The organism is Sporosarcina oncorhynchi, assembly GCF_033304615.1.
Classification (GTDB): Bacteria; Bacillota; Bacilli; order Bacillales_A; family Planococcaceae; genus Sporosarcina; species Sporosarcina oncorhynchi.
In genome coordinates, this window is record NZ_CP129118.1 from 591,643 (window position 1) to 613,931 (window position 22,289).

16 protein-coding genes are annotated in these 22,289 nt (G+C 39.7%); 15 read left to right on the plus strand and 1 reads right to left on the minus strand.

Going from position 1 to position 22,289, the window contains the following annotated elements; all coding sequences use genetic code 11:
- Positions 1-237: 237 nt before the first annotated feature.
- A complete protein-coding gene (locus QWT69_RS02870) occupies positions 238-5,877 on the plus strand; it encodes a SpaA isopeptide-forming pilin-related protein (protein WP_317968784.1) in 5,640 nt (1,879 codons plus the stop codon).
- A 25-nt stretch (positions 5,878-5,902) separates the two neighbouring features.
- Positions 5,903-6,505 (plus strand): class D sortase, encoded by a 603-nt coding sequence (locus tag QWT69_RS02875; protein WP_317968785.1) that lies wholly within the window; start codon positions 5,903-5,905, stop codon positions 6,503-6,505.
- A gap of 168 nt (positions 6,506-6,673) precedes the next feature.
- Here the strand turns inward: QWT69_RS02875 and QWT69_RS02880 are convergent, their stop codons facing one another.
- On the minus strand, positions 6,674-7,018 hold the full coding sequence (locus QWT69_RS02880) for a helix-turn-helix domain-containing protein (protein ID WP_317968787.1): 345 nt from the start codon (positions 7,016-7,018) through the stop codon (positions 6,674-6,676).
- Between the two features lie 229 nt (positions 7,019-7,247).
- Here QWT69_RS02880 and QWT69_RS02885 point away from each other — a divergent pair, with 229 nt between their 5' ends.
- From QWT69_RS02885 to QWT69_RS02945, 13 genes are all read left to right on the plus strand, one after another.
- The gene (locus QWT69_RS02885; protein WP_317968789.1) at positions 7,248-7,754 is read left to right on the plus strand and encodes a sigma-70 family RNA polymerase sigma factor; all 507 of its coding nucleotides are present in this window, start codon (positions 7,248-7,250) and stop codon (positions 7,752-7,754) included.
- A gap of 480 nt (positions 7,755-8,234) precedes the next feature.
- On the plus strand, positions 8,235-8,786 hold the full coding sequence (locus QWT69_RS02890; protein ID WP_317968791.1) for a competence protein ComK: 552 nt from the start codon (positions 8,235-8,237) through the stop codon (positions 8,784-8,786).
- A gap of 317 nt (positions 8,787-9,103) precedes the next feature.
- Positions 9,104-10,066 carry a stalk domain-containing protein gene (locus tag QWT69_RS02895; protein WP_317968793.1) on the plus strand — a complete coding sequence of 321 codons (963 nt, stop codon included), beginning with the start codon at positions 9,104-9,106 and terminating at the stop codon, positions 10,064-10,066.
- Between the two features lie 226 nt (positions 10,067-10,292).
- The gene (locus QWT69_RS02900) at positions 10,293-11,066 is read left to right on the plus strand and encodes an IclR family transcriptional regulator (protein ID WP_317968795.1); all 774 of its coding nucleotides are present in this window, start codon (positions 10,293-10,295) and stop codon (positions 11,064-11,066) included.
- 156 nt (positions 11,067-11,222) lie between these two features.
- A complete protein-coding gene (locus QWT69_RS02905; RefSeq protein WP_317968797.1) occupies positions 11,223-11,864 on the plus strand; it encodes a bifunctional 4-hydroxy-2-oxoglutarate aldolase/2-dehydro-3-deoxy-phosphogluconate aldolase in 642 nt (213 codons plus the stop codon).
- A gap of 22 nt (positions 11,865-11,886) precedes the next feature.
- On the plus strand, positions 11,887-12,915 hold the full coding sequence (locus tag QWT69_RS02910) for a 2-dehydro-3-deoxygalactonokinase (protein WP_317968799.1): 1,029 nt from the start codon (positions 11,887-11,889) through the stop codon (positions 12,913-12,915).
- A gap of 16 nt (positions 12,916-12,931) precedes the next feature.
- Complete coding sequence (locus QWT69_RS02915) at positions 12,932-13,927, plus strand: Bug family tripartite tricarboxylate transporter substrate binding protein (RefSeq protein WP_317968801.1); 996 nt, start codon at positions 12,932-12,934, stop codon at positions 13,925-13,927.
- Between the two features lie 64 nt (positions 13,928-13,991).
- The gene (locus QWT69_RS02920; protein ID WP_317968803.1) at positions 13,992-14,435 is read left to right on the plus strand and encodes a tripartite tricarboxylate transporter TctB family protein; all 444 of its coding nucleotides are present in this window, start codon (positions 13,992-13,994) and stop codon (positions 14,433-14,435) included.
- Positions 14,436-14,451: 16 nt separating this feature from the next.
- On the plus strand, positions 14,452-15,927 hold the full coding sequence (locus QWT69_RS02925) for a tripartite tricarboxylate transporter permease (protein WP_317968805.1): 1,476 nt from the start codon (positions 14,452-14,454) through the stop codon (positions 15,925-15,927).
- A gap of 12 nt (positions 15,928-15,939) precedes the next feature.
- A complete protein-coding gene (gene dgoD / locus QWT69_RS02930) occupies positions 15,940-17,088 on the plus strand; it encodes a galactonate dehydratase (protein ID WP_317968807.1) in 1,149 nt (382 codons plus the stop codon).
- Between the two features lie 26 nt (positions 17,089-17,114).
- Positions 17,115-18,086, plus strand: a complete 972-nt coding sequence (locus QWT69_RS02935) for a 2-hydroxyacid dehydrogenase (protein ID WP_431312310.1) — start codon at positions 17,115-17,117, stop codon at positions 18,084-18,086.
- Between the two features lie 80 nt (positions 18,087-18,166).
- Positions 18,167-18,979, plus strand: coding sequence for a sugar phosphate isomerase/epimerase family protein (locus tag QWT69_RS02940; RefSeq protein WP_317968809.1), 813 nt, complete (start codon positions 18,167-18,169; stop codon positions 18,977-18,979).
- Between the two features lie 265 nt (positions 18,980-19,244).
- Complete coding sequence (locus tag QWT69_RS02945; protein WP_317968811.1) at positions 19,245-22,208, plus strand: S-layer homology domain-containing protein; 2,964 nt, start codon at positions 19,245-19,247, stop codon at positions 22,206-22,208.
- The last annotated feature ends 81 nt before the right edge of the window (positions 22,209-22,289 follow it).

Consider the following 22,289-nt stretch of genomic DNA (forward strand, 5'->3'; position numbering starts at 1 on the left):
TGAGCGGGATAGAAAACTCTATGAGATAGGAGTATTACAAAAACCAATCAGCTAATCAAGAAAAGTTAGTTGGTCAAGTCTCTGAAATCATATTACAGCCACTCGCGACTCGAATGTATTGATGCCCATATATGTAAATTACGTACACTGCGCTTTGAAGTCATCTTTAGGAGAAAAATTGTATTCTATGTGGGTTGTAAAAACAGCTATAAGATAAAAGAACATAGGAGGAATACCATGAAAAAGTTTAATATTTTTGCATTATTACTGTTATTGATTGGTCAAACAATTTTAGGGCCAATGTCAACAGTCAATGCGCAACAATCTTCACCTAGTCCTTCATTTACATTAGAAGAAGGGACATTAACAGGCATTGATGGGAAGAATAATATCGAAGCCGAAGATACAGTCACTTTAACGTATGACTGGGTGCTATCTGGACCTATTGTAGAAGGTCAGTTCCAATCTATCTCATTGCCCAAGCAATTGCAGGCAATCGAAGGCCAAACAGGAAAGCTCTACGCAAGTGAAGAGGAGTTTGGTGAATATAAAGTTGTAGACAACAATCTTTTCGTCTCTTTTAATGTAAATAACTCTGTAGTAGGAGATATTGATAATAATGAGGAATCAGATAAAAGCATAGATATAGTGGATGTTACTAAAACAAGTTTGGATACAAAAACAGACGATTTTAAGGAGAACGATGGTGAAGGCTTAGAAATATCTGAAGTGGAAGTCAATGAAATTACTAATGGATATGATTCATTAAATCAATCTGAAAAAAATATGGCAACAGAAAATACTATACGCTCCACAAATGTAAATGGAGCGGGAACAATCTCAGTTAAAACTAAATTAGCTGAAAAAGCTGAGGGGCCGTTTATTTTTAATGGACTCAAGTATTCAGTTAAATACAGTGGTACAAATGAAATGACTCAAAATCAAACAGATGATGAAATTTCGGAGACGAAAGATAAAAATGAAGAGCTAAATAAATCTATTGTAACTAGGGATTTAAACAGTAATACAATTTTGAAGGAAAATAGTGCCATCCTAGATCAACTGATTACAGGTGTCAGTATATATGATAAAGAGCCTACTTATGACGATAAAGGAAATCTAATTATTAATGGAAATAATATCGGGGAATCGGATATAAAAATAGACGTCGGTTCAACTGTTGCAATCATTTACAATTGGGGTTTAAGAGAAAATCATGGATATAAAAGTGGTGATGCATTCACCTTCACTCTACCAAGCAATTTTGCTACCTCTGTTGCATTGAAGGGTGAATTAGATGGTGGTTTTGGAAGCTATGTTGTAACTCCTGATGGAGAAGTAACATTTACTTTTAATGAAGAAATTGAATTGGATCAGGCTTTATCTGGTTACTTTTACGTTTGGAGATCTTTTGATTCATATAGCAACATAGAGGGTTTAGAACAAAATATTGATTTTAGTTCCGTTGGTTTAGGATCTATTAAAGTGAACTTTAATAATCCGAAATCTGACAAAATCACTAAGACTGGTGAGACTGATAAAAATATGAATCCTGGAAAAATTAGCTGGACTGTAGATTTTAATTTGAATGAAGAAGAAATTCAAAATGCTATTTTCAGTGATGTATTCAGTACTGGTTTATCTTTTAACGATGATGTTGAAATTTATGAATTGAAAGTTATGATAGACGGCAGCCTAGAACAAGATGATGAAATTCTCATTAAAGAAATAGAGGAAATTGAAAATGGATTTAAAATAAATTTCGGCACAATAAAAAAAGCATATCGCGTAAAATACTCGACAAACGTGAATCCAATATTAACCGCACCATACAAAGGTTCGATTGGGAATCAGGCAGTTGTAGTTGGAGAAGGTAACCCACCTTTGACTGTTAGTAAAGAAATGGAAGTTCAATTCAGTAAGCCGCTAGATAAGAAAGTTGAACAATACGATGAAAAAGCTCAAGAAATTAAATGGAGTATTCAGTACAATTATAATGAGCAAACTATTAATAATCCTGTGTTAACAGATACTTTTGATGTCAATCATCAAGAACTGGATTTAGACTCATTTATTGTTACAGAAAAGAAAGTTCAAGATAATGGCAATGCGACGACAGTAAGGGATTTAGAAAGAGGCAAAGACTATGAAGTAACTAAAGAAAATGATGGATTTAAATTAACCTTCAAAAATTCAATAAATTTAGCTTATGAAATTGTCTATACTACAAAAGCGAAAAATAGGATTCACGAAGATGAAGTCACCGTTACTAATAAAGTCGCGATTTCTGGTGTGAAACCAGTAGAAAAATCAAAAGAGATCGGCCAAGTAATTTTTCACAAAAGTGTTGGGGAAATTGACTATGGTCCGGCAAAAACTATTGAATGGAAACTAAGTCTAAATGAAGATGCTTATACAATGGACAACGTAGCTATTACCGACAAGTTTGTCGGTCAAAATTTAATATTACTTCCTGACAGTGTCACAATATCTGGATTGGTAAAGGATGTGGACTATACTGTCTTACCTAATAACACATATGAAGAAGGATTTAAAATTACATTTATAAAGAAGATTAAAAATCTGCATTACATTTCTTATAAAACGAAATTCGATTCAACTAAACCAGCTCCTACTGAAGGATATAAAAATACAGCTGAGCTTAATTGGACTGAAAACGAGATTCCACAATCACCTATTAAAAAATCAGTAACAGTTCCAGTAGATAATTATACAAATGAGAATGGAAATAAAACTGGCGCTTATAATGCTAAGACTAAAGAAATTACATGGACAATTGATATAAACTATAATCTTCATGAAATTAACGAAGCAATAATTACTGACACATATACGGGTGATCAAGAATTTATAGCTGGATCACTTGAAGTTCATCACCTTAAGTTGAAGGGTGGGGAAAATCAGGTTGAAATCGATAACTCATTACCGAAACCACTTTCTAAGTTTAATAAAACGGGTAACGGATTTACATTGGATCTCGGCAAAATCGATTCTGCATATCGTATAATTTATAAAACCACTCTAAAGAATACAGAGATTAAAGGTGTTTACCAAAACCATGCAATATTAACTGATGGTGAGGAAGGAACGAAGCTTTTTGAGAAAAAAGCGACGGTGACACCAAAGAATGGTGAACAGTATGCCAAGAAGTCTGGGAGTCAAGGTGCTGGAGCAGATGCTGACATAGCAACGTGGACAGTAAATCTTAATTTTAGTCAGACACACATAAATGAACAATCTATTGTTACAGATACTTTATCATCTAACCAAATACTTCTGAATGATAGTTTTAAATTATATACAACAGTAATACCTGAGGATAATTCCGGTAAAGTTTCTAGAGGTCTGGAAGCAAATCCTGACATTTATTCAATCGATGTTCAAGGAAACACATTTACTTTAACTTTCAAACAAGATGTAGACACAGCTTATATATTAGTGTATCAATCTTTCATTAACGCGGGCCACGGAGAAAAAATAACTAATGAAGTTAATTATTCAGGTACTGCTACTAATCTAGTTGGCGAAACTGATAAAAAAGAAGTGATTGTTGAGCTAGCAGGTGCGGGAGGTGGAGCAAATCCCCCGAAAGGGAAAATCAAAATCCTCAAAGTCGATGATGAAGGAAACCCACTACCGAATGTAGTCTTTGAACTTTACAATGCTTCAGGTACGGTATTGCTTGAAAGCTTAACCACGTTGGAAAATGGGGAAGCAACTACGGAAAACGAATATAAATATTATCCATCGGGAATAAAATATAAGCTTAAGGAAATTTCAGCTCCCCAAGGATATCTTATTGACCCAGAATACGCTAAAGGGAAAGAAATCAAGTTTGTAGGATCGGATACAAAAATTAGTATCACCAACAAAAAAATTCGACAAACTCTAGAATTTACAAAGACAGACTTAAGAAATGGCAAGACCTTAAACGGCGTTACTTTCGGGTTGCATAAAAAAGATAACGATGGAAAGTATCATCTTGTAAGTGGTCATGAAAATGTAGTTACTAAAGATGGCGGGAAAATAATTATTGAAAATCTCGAACCTGGAAACTATCAACTAGTAGAGGTGAAGGCTGCTGATGGCTATTGGTTAGATAAAAAACCAAAAGAATTCACAATCATTAAAGATCAAACTGAAGTAACAAAAGAAACAATGGTTAACGATAGAGTCGGAGAATTAAAACTTCGCAAAGTGGCAAACGAAGATGAGAGTAAATTCTTATCAGGTGCTAAATTTAGGCTTGTTAACAAAGAAAATGATAAGATTTTCGATGAAAAAACATCAGACAGTAATGGTTGGGTGACATTTACAGGAATTAAATACGGAACGTATACACTTGAGGAAATTGAAGCACCAAGTGGATATATTGTAACCAATAATCTTGCTGATGTAGTAATAAATTCTCCGACAAAAACATTAGAAAAATCAATCAAAAACGAAAAGATTATCCAAGCAGTAAAGCTTGTTAAAGTGGATAAAGCTGATAACAATATTAAATTATCAGGTGCAGAGTTCACTCTATACAAAAAAGATACATCTGAATTAGTAACAGAAGAAGTTGACGGGAAGACAGTTCCGGTTAAACGTAAAACTAATTCAAACGGGGAGCTATTTGTTAATAACTTAGAGCCTGGAGAGTACTACTTCCAAGAAACAAAAGCACCTGAACACTACCTTCTTGGAGAAAACAGAAAAACAGAAGTCTTCGAAATTAAAAAAGACCAAACTGCATTCACTGAAGTCACAATGGAAAACAAACGGGGCACAGGCAGTCTAGTCATCACAAAGCAAGACGCTGTAAGCAAAGCAGTTTTATCAGACACGGAATTCGAATTATTCAACAGCAAAGGCGAGTCCTATGGTAAGAAAGTGACAAATGTTGCTGGAGAAATAAAGTTCGATAAATTACCTTACGACACATACACACTAAAAGAAACAAAAGCAAAATCAGGATATGTGCCAAACAACCAAGAGTATGTAATCGTTGTGAGTGATGCAGATGTGGATGGAAAAGAATTCACTAAAACAATCACAAACCAAAAAATCAACCGCTCAGTACTTCTTACCAAGTACAATGCAGACAAAACACTAGTTCTTCCAAACGCAGTATTTGAATTGCGCAAGATGAACAGCAGCTTGCCGGAAGGGTATGAAGTCGTTTCAACGATTGGGCCAGAAAAACTTATAACTAATCAAAATGGAACAATCTATTTGGATGAACTTCTACCGGGAAGTTATGAATTTGTTGAAACGCAAGCTCCATCGGGATACTACGTAAATAATGAGCCAGTCAGCTTTACGATTACAACGTATCAAACAAGCACAGTACCCGTAGAGAAAACAAACAACCGTATCCCAGATCCGGTATGGCCAGGTCCAGTTGAACCAGGCAAACCAGTAGATCCGGATAAACCAAAACCAGTAGAACCAGGTAAGCCGGTAGATCCGAACAAACCTGATCCAACCGATCCAACAGAACCAGGTAAACCAGGTGAAGAAGATCCAACCGATCCAACAGAACCAGGCAAACCAGGTGAAGAAGATCCATTAGATCCAACAAAACCAGGCAAGCCAGGCATCGACCCGACAAAACCAGGTAACAACGGTTCTGTTGAAGGTGAAGGCGGCAGCAAAGTGCCAGGAAACACGAACAAACCTGGAAAAGGCAACAAGCCAGGATCTGGAACTGTCCAAAGCGGTGGAGGTTCGAAAAACCCGAATGCAAATGCATCCGGAAAAGAGACACTTCCACAGACAGGCGAGCAACTCTATCTGTATATGACAATATTAGGATTCGTCTTAATCTTGGCAGGCGGCTTTATGGTGCGCCGTCGCAAAACAAACGAATAATGATTAAAGAAGGAGGATGAGTGCGTTGAAAAGCAAAAGATCACTGTTTGGGATTTTGTTTTTGCTAACGGGGCTCGTCCTCGTTTCTTTTCCACTTTATATGGAGTGGGATCAGAACAAAGAAGTGAAAGCGATGGAGCAGGCACTATCTCTTATCGCAGAATCCGACGGAACAGAGCCTGTCGTTCTTGAAGGAATCGAAAACTTGTCGTTTACGAAAGAGCAGCTGGAACGCGTCATGGAGCTTGAAATTCCCTATATTGACATGAAGCAGCATGTTCTCGATGAAACGACAGATACTAATCTCAATATTGCACTCACGCAAATCAAGCCTGACCAACAGCCAGGTATCGGTAATTTCACAATTGCTGGACACCGTGGTTACCGGGACGGACGCCATTTCAGTAATCTGGCGAAAGTACCGGCGGGAGAGAAAGTGTATTTGCATGTCGGCGATAAAACATACATCTACGAAATCACGGATACTTCCGTCATCGAGCCGACACAAGTCGATGTGCTGGATGATCAGGCAGGTAGGAATGAAATCACGATGATTACGTGTACCGTATCCGGTAAACAGCGGGTTGCCGTAAAAGGTCAACTTGTGGAAGAAACTGATCGTAAATAGTAGATCCTCTTAATCGATAGCAAGCAAGATTATTCAATCGAAAAATCAATTCATTACACATAAAAAGTCTGCCCATACCGTAAATACCGGTAGGCAGGCTTTTTTCTATGGCTGGATAATAAAGTTCAGTCACACACATTCCTACTGCAACAGCACTCCGTCGGACGCTTATCCATCGACCACAAGCCCATACGGCAAAATTACATAAATATTTGCCCCAAGCCCCTGCATAACAGGCTGGATATAATGCACTTTCTGGATAATCTTTAACTCCACTAGTTTACGTATTGCTCTGCGGACAGTGATGTTCGATCGTCCAATTTCCGCTTCAATCGTTGAATAGGGCAAATGAGCGGCCCCATGTTCTTTAGAGTGGCGGCGAATCGTATCCAACACCTGCACGTCGGAGATTGTCAGTGAATCGTTATGTTGCAACATATGCAATTCGGTTGCTCGATCCAGTTGCTCTGCTGTCGTGAAGTTGGCGTGTCTTTTCAAGTAATGTGTATTCATTTTGTATTCCTCCCTTTGCCCTTTATATAGATGGGAGGGGTCAGAAAGGATACAGCCTATAAAATAAGTTTTGAATTAAATCCTTTTTGCGATTATCATGCCGTTTTATCTTATAAATCGCGTTTTCGGCAATGAAAGTGACAGTTTCCAGCATAGAGAATGAACTTTCTCATTCGGTGAACAATTTCCGGCTCACTTACGCTATAAGTACCCGGGAATAAAAAGAATCGTGCATGATCAGAAAGAGTTCGCTATGCAGGAATTTGAAAACGTGTTGGAACAATATGAGCCGATGATTACCCATTCAATTCGCAAGTTGAATATTTACCGTGACCATGAGCAGTATAGACAAGCGGGAAGAGTGGCATTATGGCAAGCGTGGACGCGCTTTGATATCGACAAAGGAGATTTCACGCCTTATGCCTACCGGTCAATCCGCGGAGCTATGCTGGATGAATTGAAACGGGCAAGTAAGTATGAGGAACATGTAATGCCCGCCGTCAGCGAGGAGCTGATTGATGTCATAGGCTCGACAGAAGAAAAAAACTTCGATTTTCTCATGGGATTAATCGAGCAACTTGATGCCAATGAAAAAGCATTTATCCAATGGACGTATGTCGAACAATGCAGCTTGACGGAATGCGCGGAACGGTTTGGTATTTCAGTTGCAGGTGTAAAGAAAAGAAGGGAGAGATTGTTGAAAAAGTTGAGAGGAATAATGGTGAATCGTAATTAGATAGCGTAAAAAGCGGCTTGCAGTAGTATGCAACCGCTTTTTTATTGACAAAAAAAGTCCTTTTTCTCGTTCATCTTTTAAAATACGACCAAATCATTTAAGAATTACCATATTTGGTAGACTATTTAAACACTTCGATATATAATGAATGGGATGTTACTAAGCATATGTAACTACTAACCATTAAGGGGTGATACAGACTACTTTAAGTCTTGAGAAGTCTTTATTTTCATGAGTGTTTTTTTGTGTTCAGAAAGAGAAAAAGGAGGATTTTCAAGAGTAATGTAAGCGTTATCAAAAAAGATGATGAAAATGAAGGGGGTCATCTATGTGAAGAACAACTTAATAAAAAATCCACAGGTGCGAAAAGTCCTGCAAGACGCTCACCTGTGGATTCGAGCTGGATTCATCCAACCTATAGTCAGTATACTCCTTCTTACGAAAAAACGTAACCTTAAAATGGATTTGGAGGAGTATAAGATGAATAATGAAATCTCTACATTGATCAATAAAGGTATAATGGCTTATGTTGGCACATTCAATGAAGTTGGGAAGCATGTTACAGACATCTATTCTTCAGAAGACGTTTATCAGGTGGATGTTGAACCTAAAAAGCTGTTGGATAAAGTGTTGAATTACTATGGGTCGAATTATAGAGGTGCAATCGCAAGTTCAAAGTCGATCCTCGGTCCTGTCGATATGGCACCTATTAGTATTGGCGGACCAAATGGGTACATTCTTTTTACAAGCATGTCGCCATCCATTCCGGAATGCACATTCTTTTTCCTTCATCATATTAGGAGCTATCATGCGATTGATAGTAAAACGACAGCAGTCGTATTGTCAAACGGCGAGATTTTACATGTTCCGGTCAGCAGACGATCCTTCCAAAGCAGATACCATAAGGCATTGGAGCTGAAAGAGAAGATGGCAAGTCGATCGCTCTACTATATTCCGTATGACATGGGCGAACATTACCAAGCAGTAAGCGATAAAACCGTCTTCTACCGTGTAAAGAAACAATCGGATTAAAGGACATCATCGGTCACAGCAAAGGAAGGAAAAATACGTAACTATGAATAGTTTTACTAAAACAGCCAACCCATGCTTGCGTGAGTTGGCTTTGTGCATTTTATTAAGTAACTGCTGCTACGCCCAGTAAGTGACCGCCAACTCATCACTTTTCACGATAAACCGATGCTTATATTCAATAAAAATAAGTATAGTTCGTTGATATCTATTTTAAACTTTGGCTAGCAGGGTAGAGTAATACTAGAAGCGTCAACCAAAAAAATATGTAACTTTATCCAAACTGGTACGACTACTCATATGAGAACAACTTAAAGGAGATGTTAGATTTGAAGAAAAACAAAGTAATGCCATTCGCGATGTCAGCACTACTAGTTGGCAGCGCGTTAACACCTGCAATCGTATTTGCGCAAGATGATGTAAAAGAGGAAGAGAAAGAAATGACTCCATCATTCATTAAAGCAGAAGGAATTATTGATAGTGTGGAAAAACGTGAGAACGCCACCTTCTACACTATCAAGAATGAAGACAAGCCTGCTGGTTTCTACGTGACAGACAAAACGCTTGTATTCGACAATAGCGGTAAAGAAATTGCACTTGTTAAAGGCGATAAAGTGACAATCTATACAGACGCAAACAAGCCAATGCTTGCCATTTATCCACCACAATACAGCCCAGAGGTCGTCATTGTTGAAAAAGACGAAACGGGGAGCGTCGCGGTAGGCAAGTTCGATGAAACATTATTGAGTGAAGAACATTCTTTAAAATTGAATGTTGGAGAGAAGACAGAACTGTCTAGCCTCTCTGGTAAAGAAGTGAAAATAGACGACCTGGCAGGCAAAAATCTACTCGTATTCTATTCGATTACGACAATGAGCATCCCAGCACAGACACCACCTGAGAAAATCGTCGTATTAGATGACGTGAAGGACGAAGGAGAGTCTAAACCTGAGCCTCAAGAGCCTGAAACAACACCTGATCCTGAAGCATCTGAAATGGAAGCTGCAGTCGAAGCAATTATTGCTGCCGACCACAAAATGGTGAAAGACGTTAAAATGGTTCCGCTTCGCGCGATTGCAGAAGAACTTGGCTTTACAGTGAAGTCAACTGGCAATGGTGCAATTATTACTAAAGAAGGCGAAGCGCGTTCATTCACAATTACGCGTGGCGAAAAGAATTACGGCTACAATAAAGCCCTTCGCCAGTTCGAAGAAGCACCAGCTCTTCTTGAAAAATGGAAGACGTATGTGCCTGTTAGCTTTGTTGAAGATTTAATGGAATAAGAAAATTACAGGCATGGATGTGCCATGTAGCGAAAAGCATTCTTTTTACCGAGACGCATCGGTAAAGAGAATGCTTTTTATATTGTTCATAACAAACAATATCCGTCAGTCTTTGGTATATCTAATTCTGTCCGTTAGTAACACTATTGTATTTGTTTAGTATTAATGAGTATAATTATAAAAAAGAACAAGGTTCCGCCTTACGGAACTGGAAGGAGTTATTGAATTGACTAACGGAATTGGAACAGTGCAATCTGTAGATCGTGCTCTGCTTATAGTAGAAAAGCTCCAAGCTGCCCCTAGGGGATTAGGCGTTACAGAATTGGCAACTGAACTGAAAGTTTCTAAGAGTACCGTTCACAGATTACTGATGTCCCTATTAAAAAAAGGCTTTGTCCAACAAGATTATGAAAATCAAAAGTACTTACTAGGACTGAAATTTATAGAGTTAGGTCAGTCTGTGACGGATAATATTGATATTCGAAAAATATCTTCTCTCCCTCTTCAAAAACTTGCAGAAAAGACTGGGGAAACTGCTCACTTGGTAATTAGGGATAGATATGAAATCGTTTATATCGATAAAATTGAAAGTTCTGCGACAATTAGGATGTTTTCCAACATCGGAAAGCGGGCGCCTATGCATTGTACAGGAGTTGGTAAGGCTATACTGGCATTCTTACCGGAACAAGACATACTCGACATTGTTCGGGAGAAAGGTTTGGAAGGTTTTACACATAAAACGATTACTGAGCTTGAACCACTATTGGATCATTTATCCGGTATTCGCAGCAAAGGTTATTCCATTGATGATGAAGAGCATGAATTGGGTATAAAATGTGCAGCTGCACCTATATTAAACAGCAGAGGAGAAGTGATAGCAGGAATTAGTGTAGCAGGTCCGATTATGCGAGTTAGTGAGGAGAAATTAATCGATATGGCAACGGAAGTATTAAAAACGTCTAAAGAAATTTCGTTGGCTATGGGAGGAAAGTTATCCTAATTCGATATTTTGAATTGACTTTGTTTTCAGCTTTGCCTTATACTGAATATACATTTAGTAATTGAAACGTCGTTCCGTAATAAGGAACGACAATATTTTTAAAGTATTAATGAAACACTGTTCCGTAATAAGGAACTGTGTTTAGGAGGTGCACATTTGAAAACGATTATGGAAGAAATCACCGAAGAAAAAATTGTTGCTATTATTCGCAGTGAATCTACAGAGAACTTAATCAAAACCGTAGATAGTCTATACAAGGGTGGAATTCGAGTAGTAGAAGTTACGCTTAACACACCTGGTGCATTAAAAGGTATTGAAAATTTGAAAGCGCTTTACCCGAATTTAATCATAGGGGCTGGGACTGTTTTAGATTCTGAGACAGCTAGAATGTCAATTTTGTCTGGTGCAAGCTTTCTATTAGCTCCGACTTTGAGTCAAAAGACGATTGAAACAGCAAATCGTTATGATGTTCCATTAATACCTGGCGTCTTTACACCTACAGAAGCATTGGCAGCTTACGAATATGGTTCTAAAATGGTGAAAATATTTCCGATACGAAAGCTTGGACCGGCATTTATAACAGATCTTAATGGTCCTCTACCATTTATCCGAACAATGGCAGTAGGAGGAATCTCGCTTGAAAATGCTAAAGAGTACCTTGATGCAGGTGCTACTTCACTTGGAATTGGCAGTTCGTTAGTCGATGACAATTTAGTACGAAAAGGGAATTTTGAAGAGATTGAAAGAAGAGCAAAGCGGTTTGTCGAGATTGCTAAAGAAGTTCATTCAGAAAGCTGATAACTAGAAATGCGGTGAAGAAATGTTTGCAATACTTATTGATTCGGGCACAACCAATTCAAGAATGCGATTAATAAACACTGAAAGCAATTTAATTGTAGATAGTGAGAAAGTACGTATTGGCGTTAGGAATACAGCTATAGACGGGCATAATGGAGAATTGAAAATCCATCTTCGCAAAGGCCTGGAGGTATTACTTGATAGAAATGTCTTGAAACCATCAGACATCGAGTATATTGTTGCTTCTGGGATGATCACTTCAAAATTGGGCCTTTTTGAAGTGCCGCATATTGTTGCTCCCGTAACTGTAAATGATTTTGTTGAAAGTTCAAAAGTGATTCAGATGGAAGAGTTTCATAACATCCCTTGTATATTTGTGCCCGGCATGAGCAATGGGGTAATGCCTATGGATAATCTAATTGATGAAATTGACCAATTCGATGTGATGCGTGGAGAAGAAGTTGAGTCAATCGGTTTATTGAAGCAAATGGATTTAGTTGGTAAAGGAATATTGGTTCTGCCGGGATCCCATACGAAGTTTGTCATTGTTGATGAAAACCAGGCTTTATCTTCATGTTTATCGACTTTAGGCGGGGAAACACTTCTGGCGATGCAAAAAGAAACCATTCTATCAGATTCGCTGAGTGACAGTCTCATTCGGGAAGTGGATAAGAAGTTTCTTTTGAAAGGTTATGAAGCTGCAAAAGTACATGGACTGACTAGAAGTTTTTATCATATTAGATTACTTCAGCTTTTCACTGATTTGAATGAGAATGAACGAGCGAATTATTTTGTCGGTTCTGTCATCTATGATGATATTCAATCTCTACGAAGCAGCTTGAAAGAAATGAAGGATATAAAGTGGATTGTTGTCGGTGGTACAAATCCACTGAAAAGTGCATTTGCTTATTTACTAAAGGAAGCAGATGAAAATTGGCAAGTGATTGAGGCAGATGATGGGCAAGTAGAGTATTCTGTCGTCATCGGTGCTTTAGAAGTTGCGAAGAGAATAGAAGGCATAAATGTACTTCAAAACACAAAAACTTATTAAACAAGGAGGAATAATTATGAAGAAGTTTATGAAAAGTATGGGCTTAGTTGCAGCTACTGCTCTAATGTTAGCAGTAGCAGGTTGCGGTAATGATAAAGACAGTTCAGGTTCTGCTGACGGAGCAAGTGATTTCCCTAAGAAGTCAATTACAATGATTTCACCGACGTCTGCTGGCGGAGGTACAGATGCAACAGCTAGAGCGTTAGCAGCTGATGTTGAAAAACATTTGGGCCAGTCGGTTGGTGTAGTGAATAAGCCAGGTGGCAGTGGTTCTGTTGGAATGACTGAAGGTGCGAATGCAAAACCAGATGGCTATACAGTCACTATGGTTATTGCAGAACTGACGATGTTGGAGCATATGGGTGTGTCTACACTTAACCAAGACCAAATGAGAGCAATCGCTATGATCAATTTAGATCCAGCTGCACTTACAGTTGCTGCTGATGCACCTTACAACACGTTGGAAGAGTTCATTGCATACGCGAAAGATCATCCGGGAGAGATCAAAGTTGGTAATGCGGGATCAGGTTCAATTTGGCACGTAGCAGCTGAGAGTTTGGCGAAAAATGCTGAAATCGAATTAAATCATATTCCATTTGAAGGTGCAGCACCAGCTGTTACAGCTTTAGTTGGTGGACATGTTGACGCTGTAACTGTCAGTCCGGCAGAAGTGAAAACGCAAATCGATGCTGGGAATTTAAAAACATTGGCAGTCATGTCCGATAAAAGAACAGACATTATGCCTGATGTGCCTACATTTGAAGAAGCAGGACTACCAACAGAAACAATTGCAACTTGGAGAGGTATAACTGTACCTAAAGATACGCCAGATGAGATTGCTGCGATTCTCGAAGATGCGTTTATGAAAGCCGCAGAAGAAGAAAACTTTAAGAAATTCATGAGCAGTAATGGATTAGGCGTCGAGGTGAAAGGCGCAGACGAGTTTACTACATTTATGGATGAAAACTATGATTACTATAAGCAGATGTTCGCGGAGTTAGGTTTGAACTGAAGATAAAGACTGGGATTTCCCAGTCTTTATTTTTAAACATAGGTAGAAGCGAGGGGTGTAGTGAATGAAAGTTGCCCATATTACAAGTGGAATTATTTCGATCTTCATAGGTGGTTTTTTCTACTACTTGACACTAGATTTTCCGGAAACAAAATCTACAGACACGGGTGCGGCATTTATGCCTAGGATTTATTGCGGATTATTAATTGTCTTCGGTTTAATCCTATTCATTCAAGGCTTACTTGATAAGAATAAGGTTGAAAGAATCGATCGGACAATTGGTTATGCCCTAATTTCTATGGCAATTGTTCTTGCATACGTTTTGACAATGCCGTACATAGGTTTTTATATTTCTACAGCTTTGACGATTTTCGGACTTCTGCTTTTTTCAAAAGTAAGGAAAGTCAGTACATTAGTAAGCGTTCCGCTCGGGGCCATACTATTTGTTTATATCGTTTTTGGTATTCTTTTGAAAGTATCGATTCCGCTAGGATCGTTATTTTCATAAACAGGGGTGACAGTAAATGAGTCTGCTTTTAGAAGGGATAGTTAATGTTTTTCATTGGGATGTTTTATTATTCCTTACTTTTGGAACGATATTAGGTATCGTAATTGGTTCTTTACCAGGTTTGACTTCGACGATGGGTGTAGCTCTTATGTTGCCGTTGACATTTGGAATGGAAGCGGTTCCAGGAATACTATTGTTGATTGGCGTCTATTTTGGCTCAGTGTATGGAGGGTCATTGACTGCTATATTGATCAATACTCCAGGTACACCTGCTTCAGCCGCTACTGTCATGGACGGATATCCGCTGACACAAAAAGGACAGGCCCAAAAGGCACTTACAGTCTCGACGATTTCCGCTGCAACGGGAGGTATTATCAGTGTAATTATACTGATTTTGGTCGCGCCTCAGTTGGCTAGCTTTGCACTGAAATTTAGTGCACCTGAATCGTTTGCGCTAGCGCTGTTCGGTCTTTCGATTGTTTCAAGTATTGCGGGCAAGTCGATGGTAAAGGGGCTTATGGCCGGAACATTAGGCCTGTTGATTGCAACTATCGGATTAGATCCAATTGGAGGATTTCCTAGGTTTACTTTCGGCATGCCTGAGTTGACTACGGGAATTGGGTTTATCCCAATCATGATTGGTTTGTTCGCAGCTTCTGAAGCGTTTAAGTCAATGGAAGATATCTTCTCGGAAAATAAAGTGAAAGTAGCAATCGACAAGGTGAAATTGAAATGGGTAGAATTCAAAGTGCTGATCGGTACGATACTTCGGTCTGCTGGAATCGGCACGTTCACAGGAATGATACCAGGCGCAGGTGCTGATATTGCAGCTTTTGTAGCTTATAACGAAGCAAAACGTTTTTCAAAAGACAAAGAACAGTTCGGTAAAGGTGATTTACGGGGAGTTGCTGCTCCTGAAGCTGCGGGAAACAGTGTGACAGGCGGTGCGATGATTCCACTCTTAACGTTGGGCATACCGGGTGATGCAGTAACAGCAGTTTTGCTTGGAGCCCTGATGGTTCAAGGACTTCAACCTGGGCCGATGTTGTTTGAGTCAAATGGTCCTATTGTTTATACGTTATTTGTAGGAATGCTACTTGCGAATATATTAATCTTGGTTTTCGGACTACTGGGAATCCGTTTGTTCACAAAAGTATTGGCGATACCAAAGACAATCTTAACGCCACTGATTTTGATGCTGTGTGTAGTTGGCGCTTACTCACTTGGAAATAACTATTTTGATGTAATTGTTATGTTCGTAGCAGGTGTTGTTGGATACTTCTTTAAAAGATTTGAAATTCCAGCTTCCCCAGTCATTTTAGGTCTAATTTTAGGACCGATGATGGAGAGTAACTTTAGGAGAGCACTCGTCATGTCGCAAGGTGATTTAAGTATATTCTATACAAGACCAATCACTGTTGTTCTATTAACAATCGCGATAATAACGCTATTTACGCCGTTATTTACAAAGAAAATCAAGAAAAATGCGTAAGGAGAATAAAAAATGAAAATTACTGGATATGAGCTGTTTCAAGTACCACCAAGATGGCTTTTCCTGAAAATCGAGACAGACGAAGGCCTAATTGGTTGGGGTGAGCCTGTTGTCGAAGGAAGAGCACATACAGTAAAAGCCTGTGTTGAAGAACTGATGGAATATCTGATAGGTAAGGATCCGATGAGAATTGAAGACCACTGGAATATGTTGTATCGGTCTGGGTTTTACAGAGGCGGCCCAATTCTAATGAGTGCCATCTCAGGAATTGATCAAGCACTGTGGGATATAAAGGGAAAGTACTTTAATGCACCTATTTACCAACTAATGGGTGGGGCTTGTAGGGAATCCATAAAAGTGTACTCTTGGATCGGTGGGGATCGACCAACAGACGTTGGTGAAGCAGCCGAGTCTGTTGTCGAGGCAGGGTTTACAGCTGTCAAAATGAACGGCACCGAAGAACTGCAATATATTGATACACATGAAAAAATCGATCAGACACTTGAGAGAGTTGCAGCAGTTCGTGAAGCGGTTGGTGAATATGTAGGCATCGGAATCGATTTCCACGGCCGTGTACACAAACCGATGGCGAAAGTTTTGGCAAAGGAATTGGAACAGTTTAGACCGATGTTCATCGAAGAACCTGTACTATCAGAAAATCTGGAGGCCATTAGGGAAATCGCCAACCACACGTCTATCCCTATAGCTACTGGTGAAAGAATGTTTTCAAGATGGGATTTCAAGAAGCTTCTGAGCGATGGGTATGTCGATATTATACAACCGGATTTGTCTCATGCAGGTGGCATAACTGAAGTGAAGAAAATCGCGAGTATGGCGGAAGCGTATGATGTTGCATTGGCTCCGCATTGTCCACTTGGTCCGATTGCACTAGCCGCTTGTTTGCAAGTGGACGCCACTTGTCATAATGCATTCATTCAAGAACAAAGCTTAGGCATTCATTATAATCAGGGCAGCGATCTATTGGACTACATTAAAGATAAATCCGTATTTGACTATAATGATGGGTATGTATCAATACCTGAAGGACCGGGCTTAGGCATTGAGATTGATGAAGACTATGTTAGAGCGATGGCTGAAGTTGGCCATAACTGGAAAAATCCTGTTTGGAGACATAAAGATGGCAGTATTGCAGAATGGTGACGAATAGGCTTGAGGAGGAACTGATCATGAAACCTAAAGTATACATCGCCAAGCCGGTACCAAAAGAAGTTGAAGATTTGATTGCCCGGCATTGTGATTATAAAATGTGGCGCAAAGATGAACCGATTCCAGAGAGTGAACTGCTGAAGGAAATAGCCGATGTAGAAGGGCTGATGACGCCGAAAGGCATTATTACAAAAGAGTTTCTAGAAAAAGCACCGAATTTGAAAATAGTAAGCAATATAGCAGTCGGATACGATGGATTTGATATCTCAGCTATGAAAGAACGAAATATTATTGGAACGCATACACCATTCGTATTAGATGATGCGGTGGCGGATCTCGTATTCGGGCTTATTCTTAATACAGCGAGAAGAATAAACGAGTTCGATCAATACGTGAAAAACAGCGAGTGGAATCATCATTTGGACAGTGAAGCGTATTTCGGAAAAGATGTCCATCATGCAACGTTAGGAATTATCGGGCTTGGACGTATCGGTGAGAAAATTGTTAAAAGAGCCAAATTAGGTTTTGATATGAATGTGATTTATCACAACACATCTAGAAAGTATGATTTGGAAAGCAAGTATTCCATTGACTATCGAGAAATGAATGATGTGTTGAAAGAGGCAGACTTTGTCGTGTTAATGTTGCCTTTAAAGGAGTCGACATATCACATAATGGGCAGCGCTGAGTTCGGAATGATGAAAGAAGATGCAGTTTTCATTAATTGTTCAAGAGGAAAAGTAGTGGATGAAGAAGCATTGATTGACGCCTTGCAAAACAATCAAATTAGAGCTGCCGGATTGGACGTTTTTGAAGTTGAACCGATTGATAAAGATAATCCATTACTGAAAATGAAAAACGTCATTACGTTACCACATATAGGATCTTGTACAAGAGATGCAAGATTCGACATGGCAATGAAAGCAGCGGAGAATCTAGTCACGGGTTTGACAGGTAAAACACCGCCAAATGTTGTAAAAGAACTACAATGAACTATTGTAAATTCATCAAATAGTAAAAGACGATATTCTTGTAGACTAGAATATCGTCTTTTACTACAGGAGGAACTTAAATGACGATCAAATATGGCTGTCATGGGTCTACGTGGGAACTGGACTACGATAAGGAAACTGACTACTTAGAAGCTATTATGGACACCGTGAAAAATACTGGGTTCAAAGGGTTAGACATTCAAATATCCCTGTTGGGGAAATTTAAAGAATCCCCTGAACGACTCAAAGGGGAATTGCAAAAAAGGGGTCTTGAACTCGCTGCGCTTACAATCCCTTTCAGTTGGGAAAATGAGCAAGAAACAGACGAGGAAATCGAACTGTCCAAAAAGTATATTGGGTATTTGAAACACTTCCCTAATGCATTAATGAATGTCGCACCGCGTGTAGGGAAGAATCGTGATTATCTTGTAACAAGACAACAAAACATCATTAAATGTGCAAATAACTTAGCGAAAAGAGTATCTGACGAAGGAATCGTCTGTTCATTTCATCCAAGCTCCCCACCGACTTCTTATTTTAGAACCGAATCGGATTATGAAGTGCTTTTTGACGGATTAAATTCCACGTATATTGGTTACACGCCAGACGCAGGTCATATTGCTATGGGGGGAATGGATGTAGTTAAGACCATTCAGAAGTATATGCCTCTTATAAAACATGTGCATTTCAAAGATGCAAGTGCAATAGGTAAATGGAAGAAAATGGGGACCGGTGAGGTAGATTTCCCGGCTATTGTGAAAGAGCTAATGAAAGCAAATTACAAGGGGTGGATAATGGTAGAGGAAGAGACGGAAGAATCTACAGCTGACCCTGCAAAAGAACTCATGGATATTCGTAAATATGTTAGTCAATACTTGCTACCTAGTTTTTGAAAAGTGCACCAGCTCTTCTTGAAAAATGGAAGACGTATGTGCCTGTCAGCTTTGTTGAAGATTTAATGGAATAAGAAATTACAGGCGGCGATGTATTATGTAACGAAAAGCAGTCCTTTCACCGAATCACACCGGTTGGAGGGCTGTTTTTCATTGATGAAAAGTTGCACTAATTTTCCAATCATTTTATAATGAAGTTAGTAACCTGGCAAACTAGTATTCTTCACTTTTTTTACATATGCTTACAAAAGAATCGGGGGAATGAATGATGGGAAACAACCAACCAAACAGACTATTTAAAGCGACAATCGCGACTGCACTCATGACAGGTGCTGTCGTAGCAACAGGGCCGGCACTGACAAAAGCCGAGACAAAGACATTCACGGATGTACGGGATATTCCTACACACCATTTCTATGAAGCGGTCATGAAATATACAGCTGCCGGCATGATGAATGGATATGCGGACGGCACATTCAAGCCGGGCCAGAATATTACACGGCAAGATGCGGCAAAACTGTTGGCGCTTGTATTGGATCTCGATCTGGAAAAAACGGATAACCCGAACTTCAAAGATGTCAGCAAAAGTCATCCCTATTATAAATACATTGCTGCGCTCGTCGAAGAAGGAATTATCTCTGGTTATGAAGACAATACATTCCGCCCGAACGATAGCTTGACAAGGGCTCAAATGGCAAAGATTCTCGTCCTTGGCTTTGAATTGGATGAAATGAACAATGTCCGTCTGCCATTCAGCGATATAAATGCAAAACAGTGGCATATCGAATTCGTACGCTCGCTTTACGGACATGAAATTACAACGGGTACGACACCAACGACATTCTCGTTAAATGCACATGTGACACGCGGCCAAATGGCTTCTTTCGTCTTCAGGGGCGAAGCGTTTATCACACCAAAAGTGGATGAGAACCAAGTTGCAGTCGATGCGGCAGCAGCACTTCTAAAAACAGGTACTGTCAACGTTGCCCGTGGACCGCTTGCGTCAGATGAAACGAAACTGGCAGCAGTCCATAAATACGCGGCATCACTGATGACGGATAAAGGAATTACCGTAAAAGCGTCTGAAGGTAAAGCTGCCGGAACGTATAGTATTACACTTACAAAAGGCGAAGCAAAAGTAGAGAAGTCGATTGAAGTGAAGTTCGACTACGCAGCGGATGATCGATTCGTGGCGGACGTTAAAGCGGTCAATGCGAAACAAGTGGAAATCCACTTTACGACGCCTGTCGCTAAATCATCCGTGCTTGATGCCACAAACAACGTGAAAAACATGACATTTACGATGGTGTCGGGATCTACTGTGAACCCAGGAACATTAACGGGTTCATTATCAGAAGATGGAAAAGTGCTGACCATTACAGCGAATTGGATTTTTGACGGGGAATATGCGTTCAAGGCAACAAGTGCCATCACTTCCGCTAAAGGTGAAAAGTTTGAAGAACACACATCCATTTTGAAGGCAGCAGATAAAACAGGTCCAAAATATGTATCCGGTTCCGCGGCTGCAAAAACAGCAACAAATACGTTCAATGTAAACTTTGACGAGCCAGTCAATGCAGCTGGTGTCATCGCGTATGTGAACGATCAGCCCGCAACCGTGGCAAACAGCTCAACGAATCCGAACCAACTCATCATCACAGTGAACAAAGCGGTTGCTGCAGGAACGACAGCGAAAGTTCGTCTGCTGAATGTGAAGGACTATAAGAATAATTTGGCAGAACCGAATCCTGTGAATGTGGATATTACCATTTCCGCAGACACCGCAGCGCCTACTGTCACGAACGTAAAAGTGCTCGGTGAGAACCGTATCGAAGTGACGTATGACAAAGATATGAATCTGGCGTCATTTGTGAATCATGCGAGACTCGTGCACTCGAACGGACAACTAATTCCGCTCACTGCAACAGCGGGACAAAATTCCAAAACTATCATTCTTACAGGTTCCGCTATTTTCTATAACGACAAATACGATGCGGTCCTATTCATCGACAGCGATGTGAAGGACACTGTCGGCAATAATGCTAAAACCTATTCGACGACTGTTACGATGGTGAAGGATAAGACGGCACCATTACTCGAAACAGTTGAATTCAAAGGTGGTAAAATTGTTGCTTCATTCTCAAAAGAAGTCGTATTGAATGGCAACCAAACGATCCAAGCGATCAATCAAAAGACGGGTGTCTCCACACCTATTTACGTAAACAGCAGCAATGTCGCCATTGTCAACAATACATTGACGATTTCACAGCCACTGCCAAATGGAGATTATCTGTTACGCGTGCCAGCAAATACCGTCGTGGACAAATCGTCTGCGCGTAATGCAAACCAATTGGCGACGGTGTATTTTACAGTGACGAACGAAGCATCGTATGACACAGTACGTCCTTACGTTTCAGGGATTGCAAGTACACCGATTCAACCGGGTACATTGCCTGGAATCGAACAAACAGTGACGTTTACGGCAATAGATGCAGATAGCGGCATTGACTTGACGACAGTTCAAGATGTGAATAACTACACATTGGATGGAAGGGCATTGCCTATTGGATCGTACGTGACAACAACGTTTTCTGGTACGGAGGATCGAGCGACAACTGTCCGAGTCACCGTCCATATTCCATCTGCTTCAATAAGTGAAACGAAAAATGTTCAATTCACTGTGAATAATATACGGGATAATGCAGGCAATATTTTAGCTACGCCGGGCTTTGGAAATGTTACAATGGTCAATGGGTCAAGTCCTGAATTGACTAGCGCCAGGGTCATCGGGAATAACGGATTACTATTTACATTTAGTGAAGTGGTTCAAAACGTTGATACGAAAGATTTCCAACTGTTCGTCAATAACCATCGGGTTCCGGCATCCGCTCTAAATAGGATTGAGCCTCACATAGGTGTGAGCGATACGTATTCAACAACAGTCATGGCGTCTGTTGCTAAATACATCAGCTATAATGGAGTGGCTAACCAAAATGTTGTCTATCTAGACACTGATACTATTCCTGGTTATTCAAATGGAGATTTAGTTCTGGAAGTGTTGCCAGTAAATAATAATTATCCAGCAGGAAAAGATAATTGGGCGGTCGATTTAAAAGCAAACTATATCTATGATTTACGGGTCCAGCTTATAGCAGACTCGCAATCACCAGTTCGTAATTTGCAGAATAACTTAGCAAACTTCAATTCAGTAATTACTGTCAATAGATAATCTCATCAAAGACTTAAGTAGCAGCCCTCAAAGAATCATAAAGGGCTGCTTTTTTACATACTAAAGCTTGCTTGGAAACAG

Excerpts from the sequence above, each read along its gene's own strand:
- QWT69_RS02870 (WP_317968784.1), top strand. The coding sequence starts at position 238 with ATGAAAAAGTTTAATATTTTTGCATTATTACTGTTATTGATTGGTCAA.
- QWT69_RS02880 (WP_317968787.1), bottom strand. The coding sequence starts at position 7,018 with ATGAATACACATTACTTGAAAAGACACGCCAACTTCACGACAGCAGAG.
- QWT69_RS02890 (WP_317968791.1), top strand. The coding sequence starts at position 8,235 with ATGAATAATGAAATCTCTACATTGATCAATAAAGGTATAATGGCTTAT.
- QWT69_RS02895 (WP_317968793.1), top strand. The coding sequence starts at position 9,104 with ATGTTAGATTTGAAGAAAAACAAAGTAATGCCATTCGCGATGTCAGCA.
- QWT69_RS02910 (WP_317968799.1), top strand. The coding sequence starts at position 11,887 with ATGTTTGCAATACTTATTGATTCGGGCACAACCAATTCAAGAATGCGA.
- QWT69_RS02915 (WP_317968801.1), top strand. The coding sequence starts at position 12,932 with ATGAAGAAGTTTATGAAAAGTATGGGCTTAGTTGCAGCTACTGCTCTA.
- QWT69_RS02920 (WP_317968803.1), top strand. The coding sequence starts at position 13,992 with ATGAAAGTTGCCCATATTACAAGTGGAATTATTTCGATCTTCATAGGT.
- QWT69_RS02925 (WP_317968805.1), top strand. The coding sequence starts at position 14,452 with ATGAGTCTGCTTTTAGAAGGGATAGTTAATGTTTTTCATTGGGATGTT.
- dgoD (WP_317968807.1), top strand. The coding sequence starts at position 15,940 with ATGAAAATTACTGGATATGAGCTGTTTCAAGTACCACCAAGATGGCTT.
- QWT69_RS02935 (WP_431312310.1), top strand. The coding sequence starts at position 17,115 with ATGAAACCTAAAGTATACATCGCCAAGCCGGTACCAAAAGAAGTTGAA.
- QWT69_RS02940 (WP_317968809.1), top strand. The coding sequence starts at position 18,167 with ATGACGATCAAATATGGCTGTCATGGGTCTACGTGGGAACTGGACTAC.
- QWT69_RS02945 (WP_317968811.1), top strand. The coding sequence starts at position 19,245 with ATGATGGGAAACAACCAACCAAACAGACTATTTAAAGCGACAATCGCG.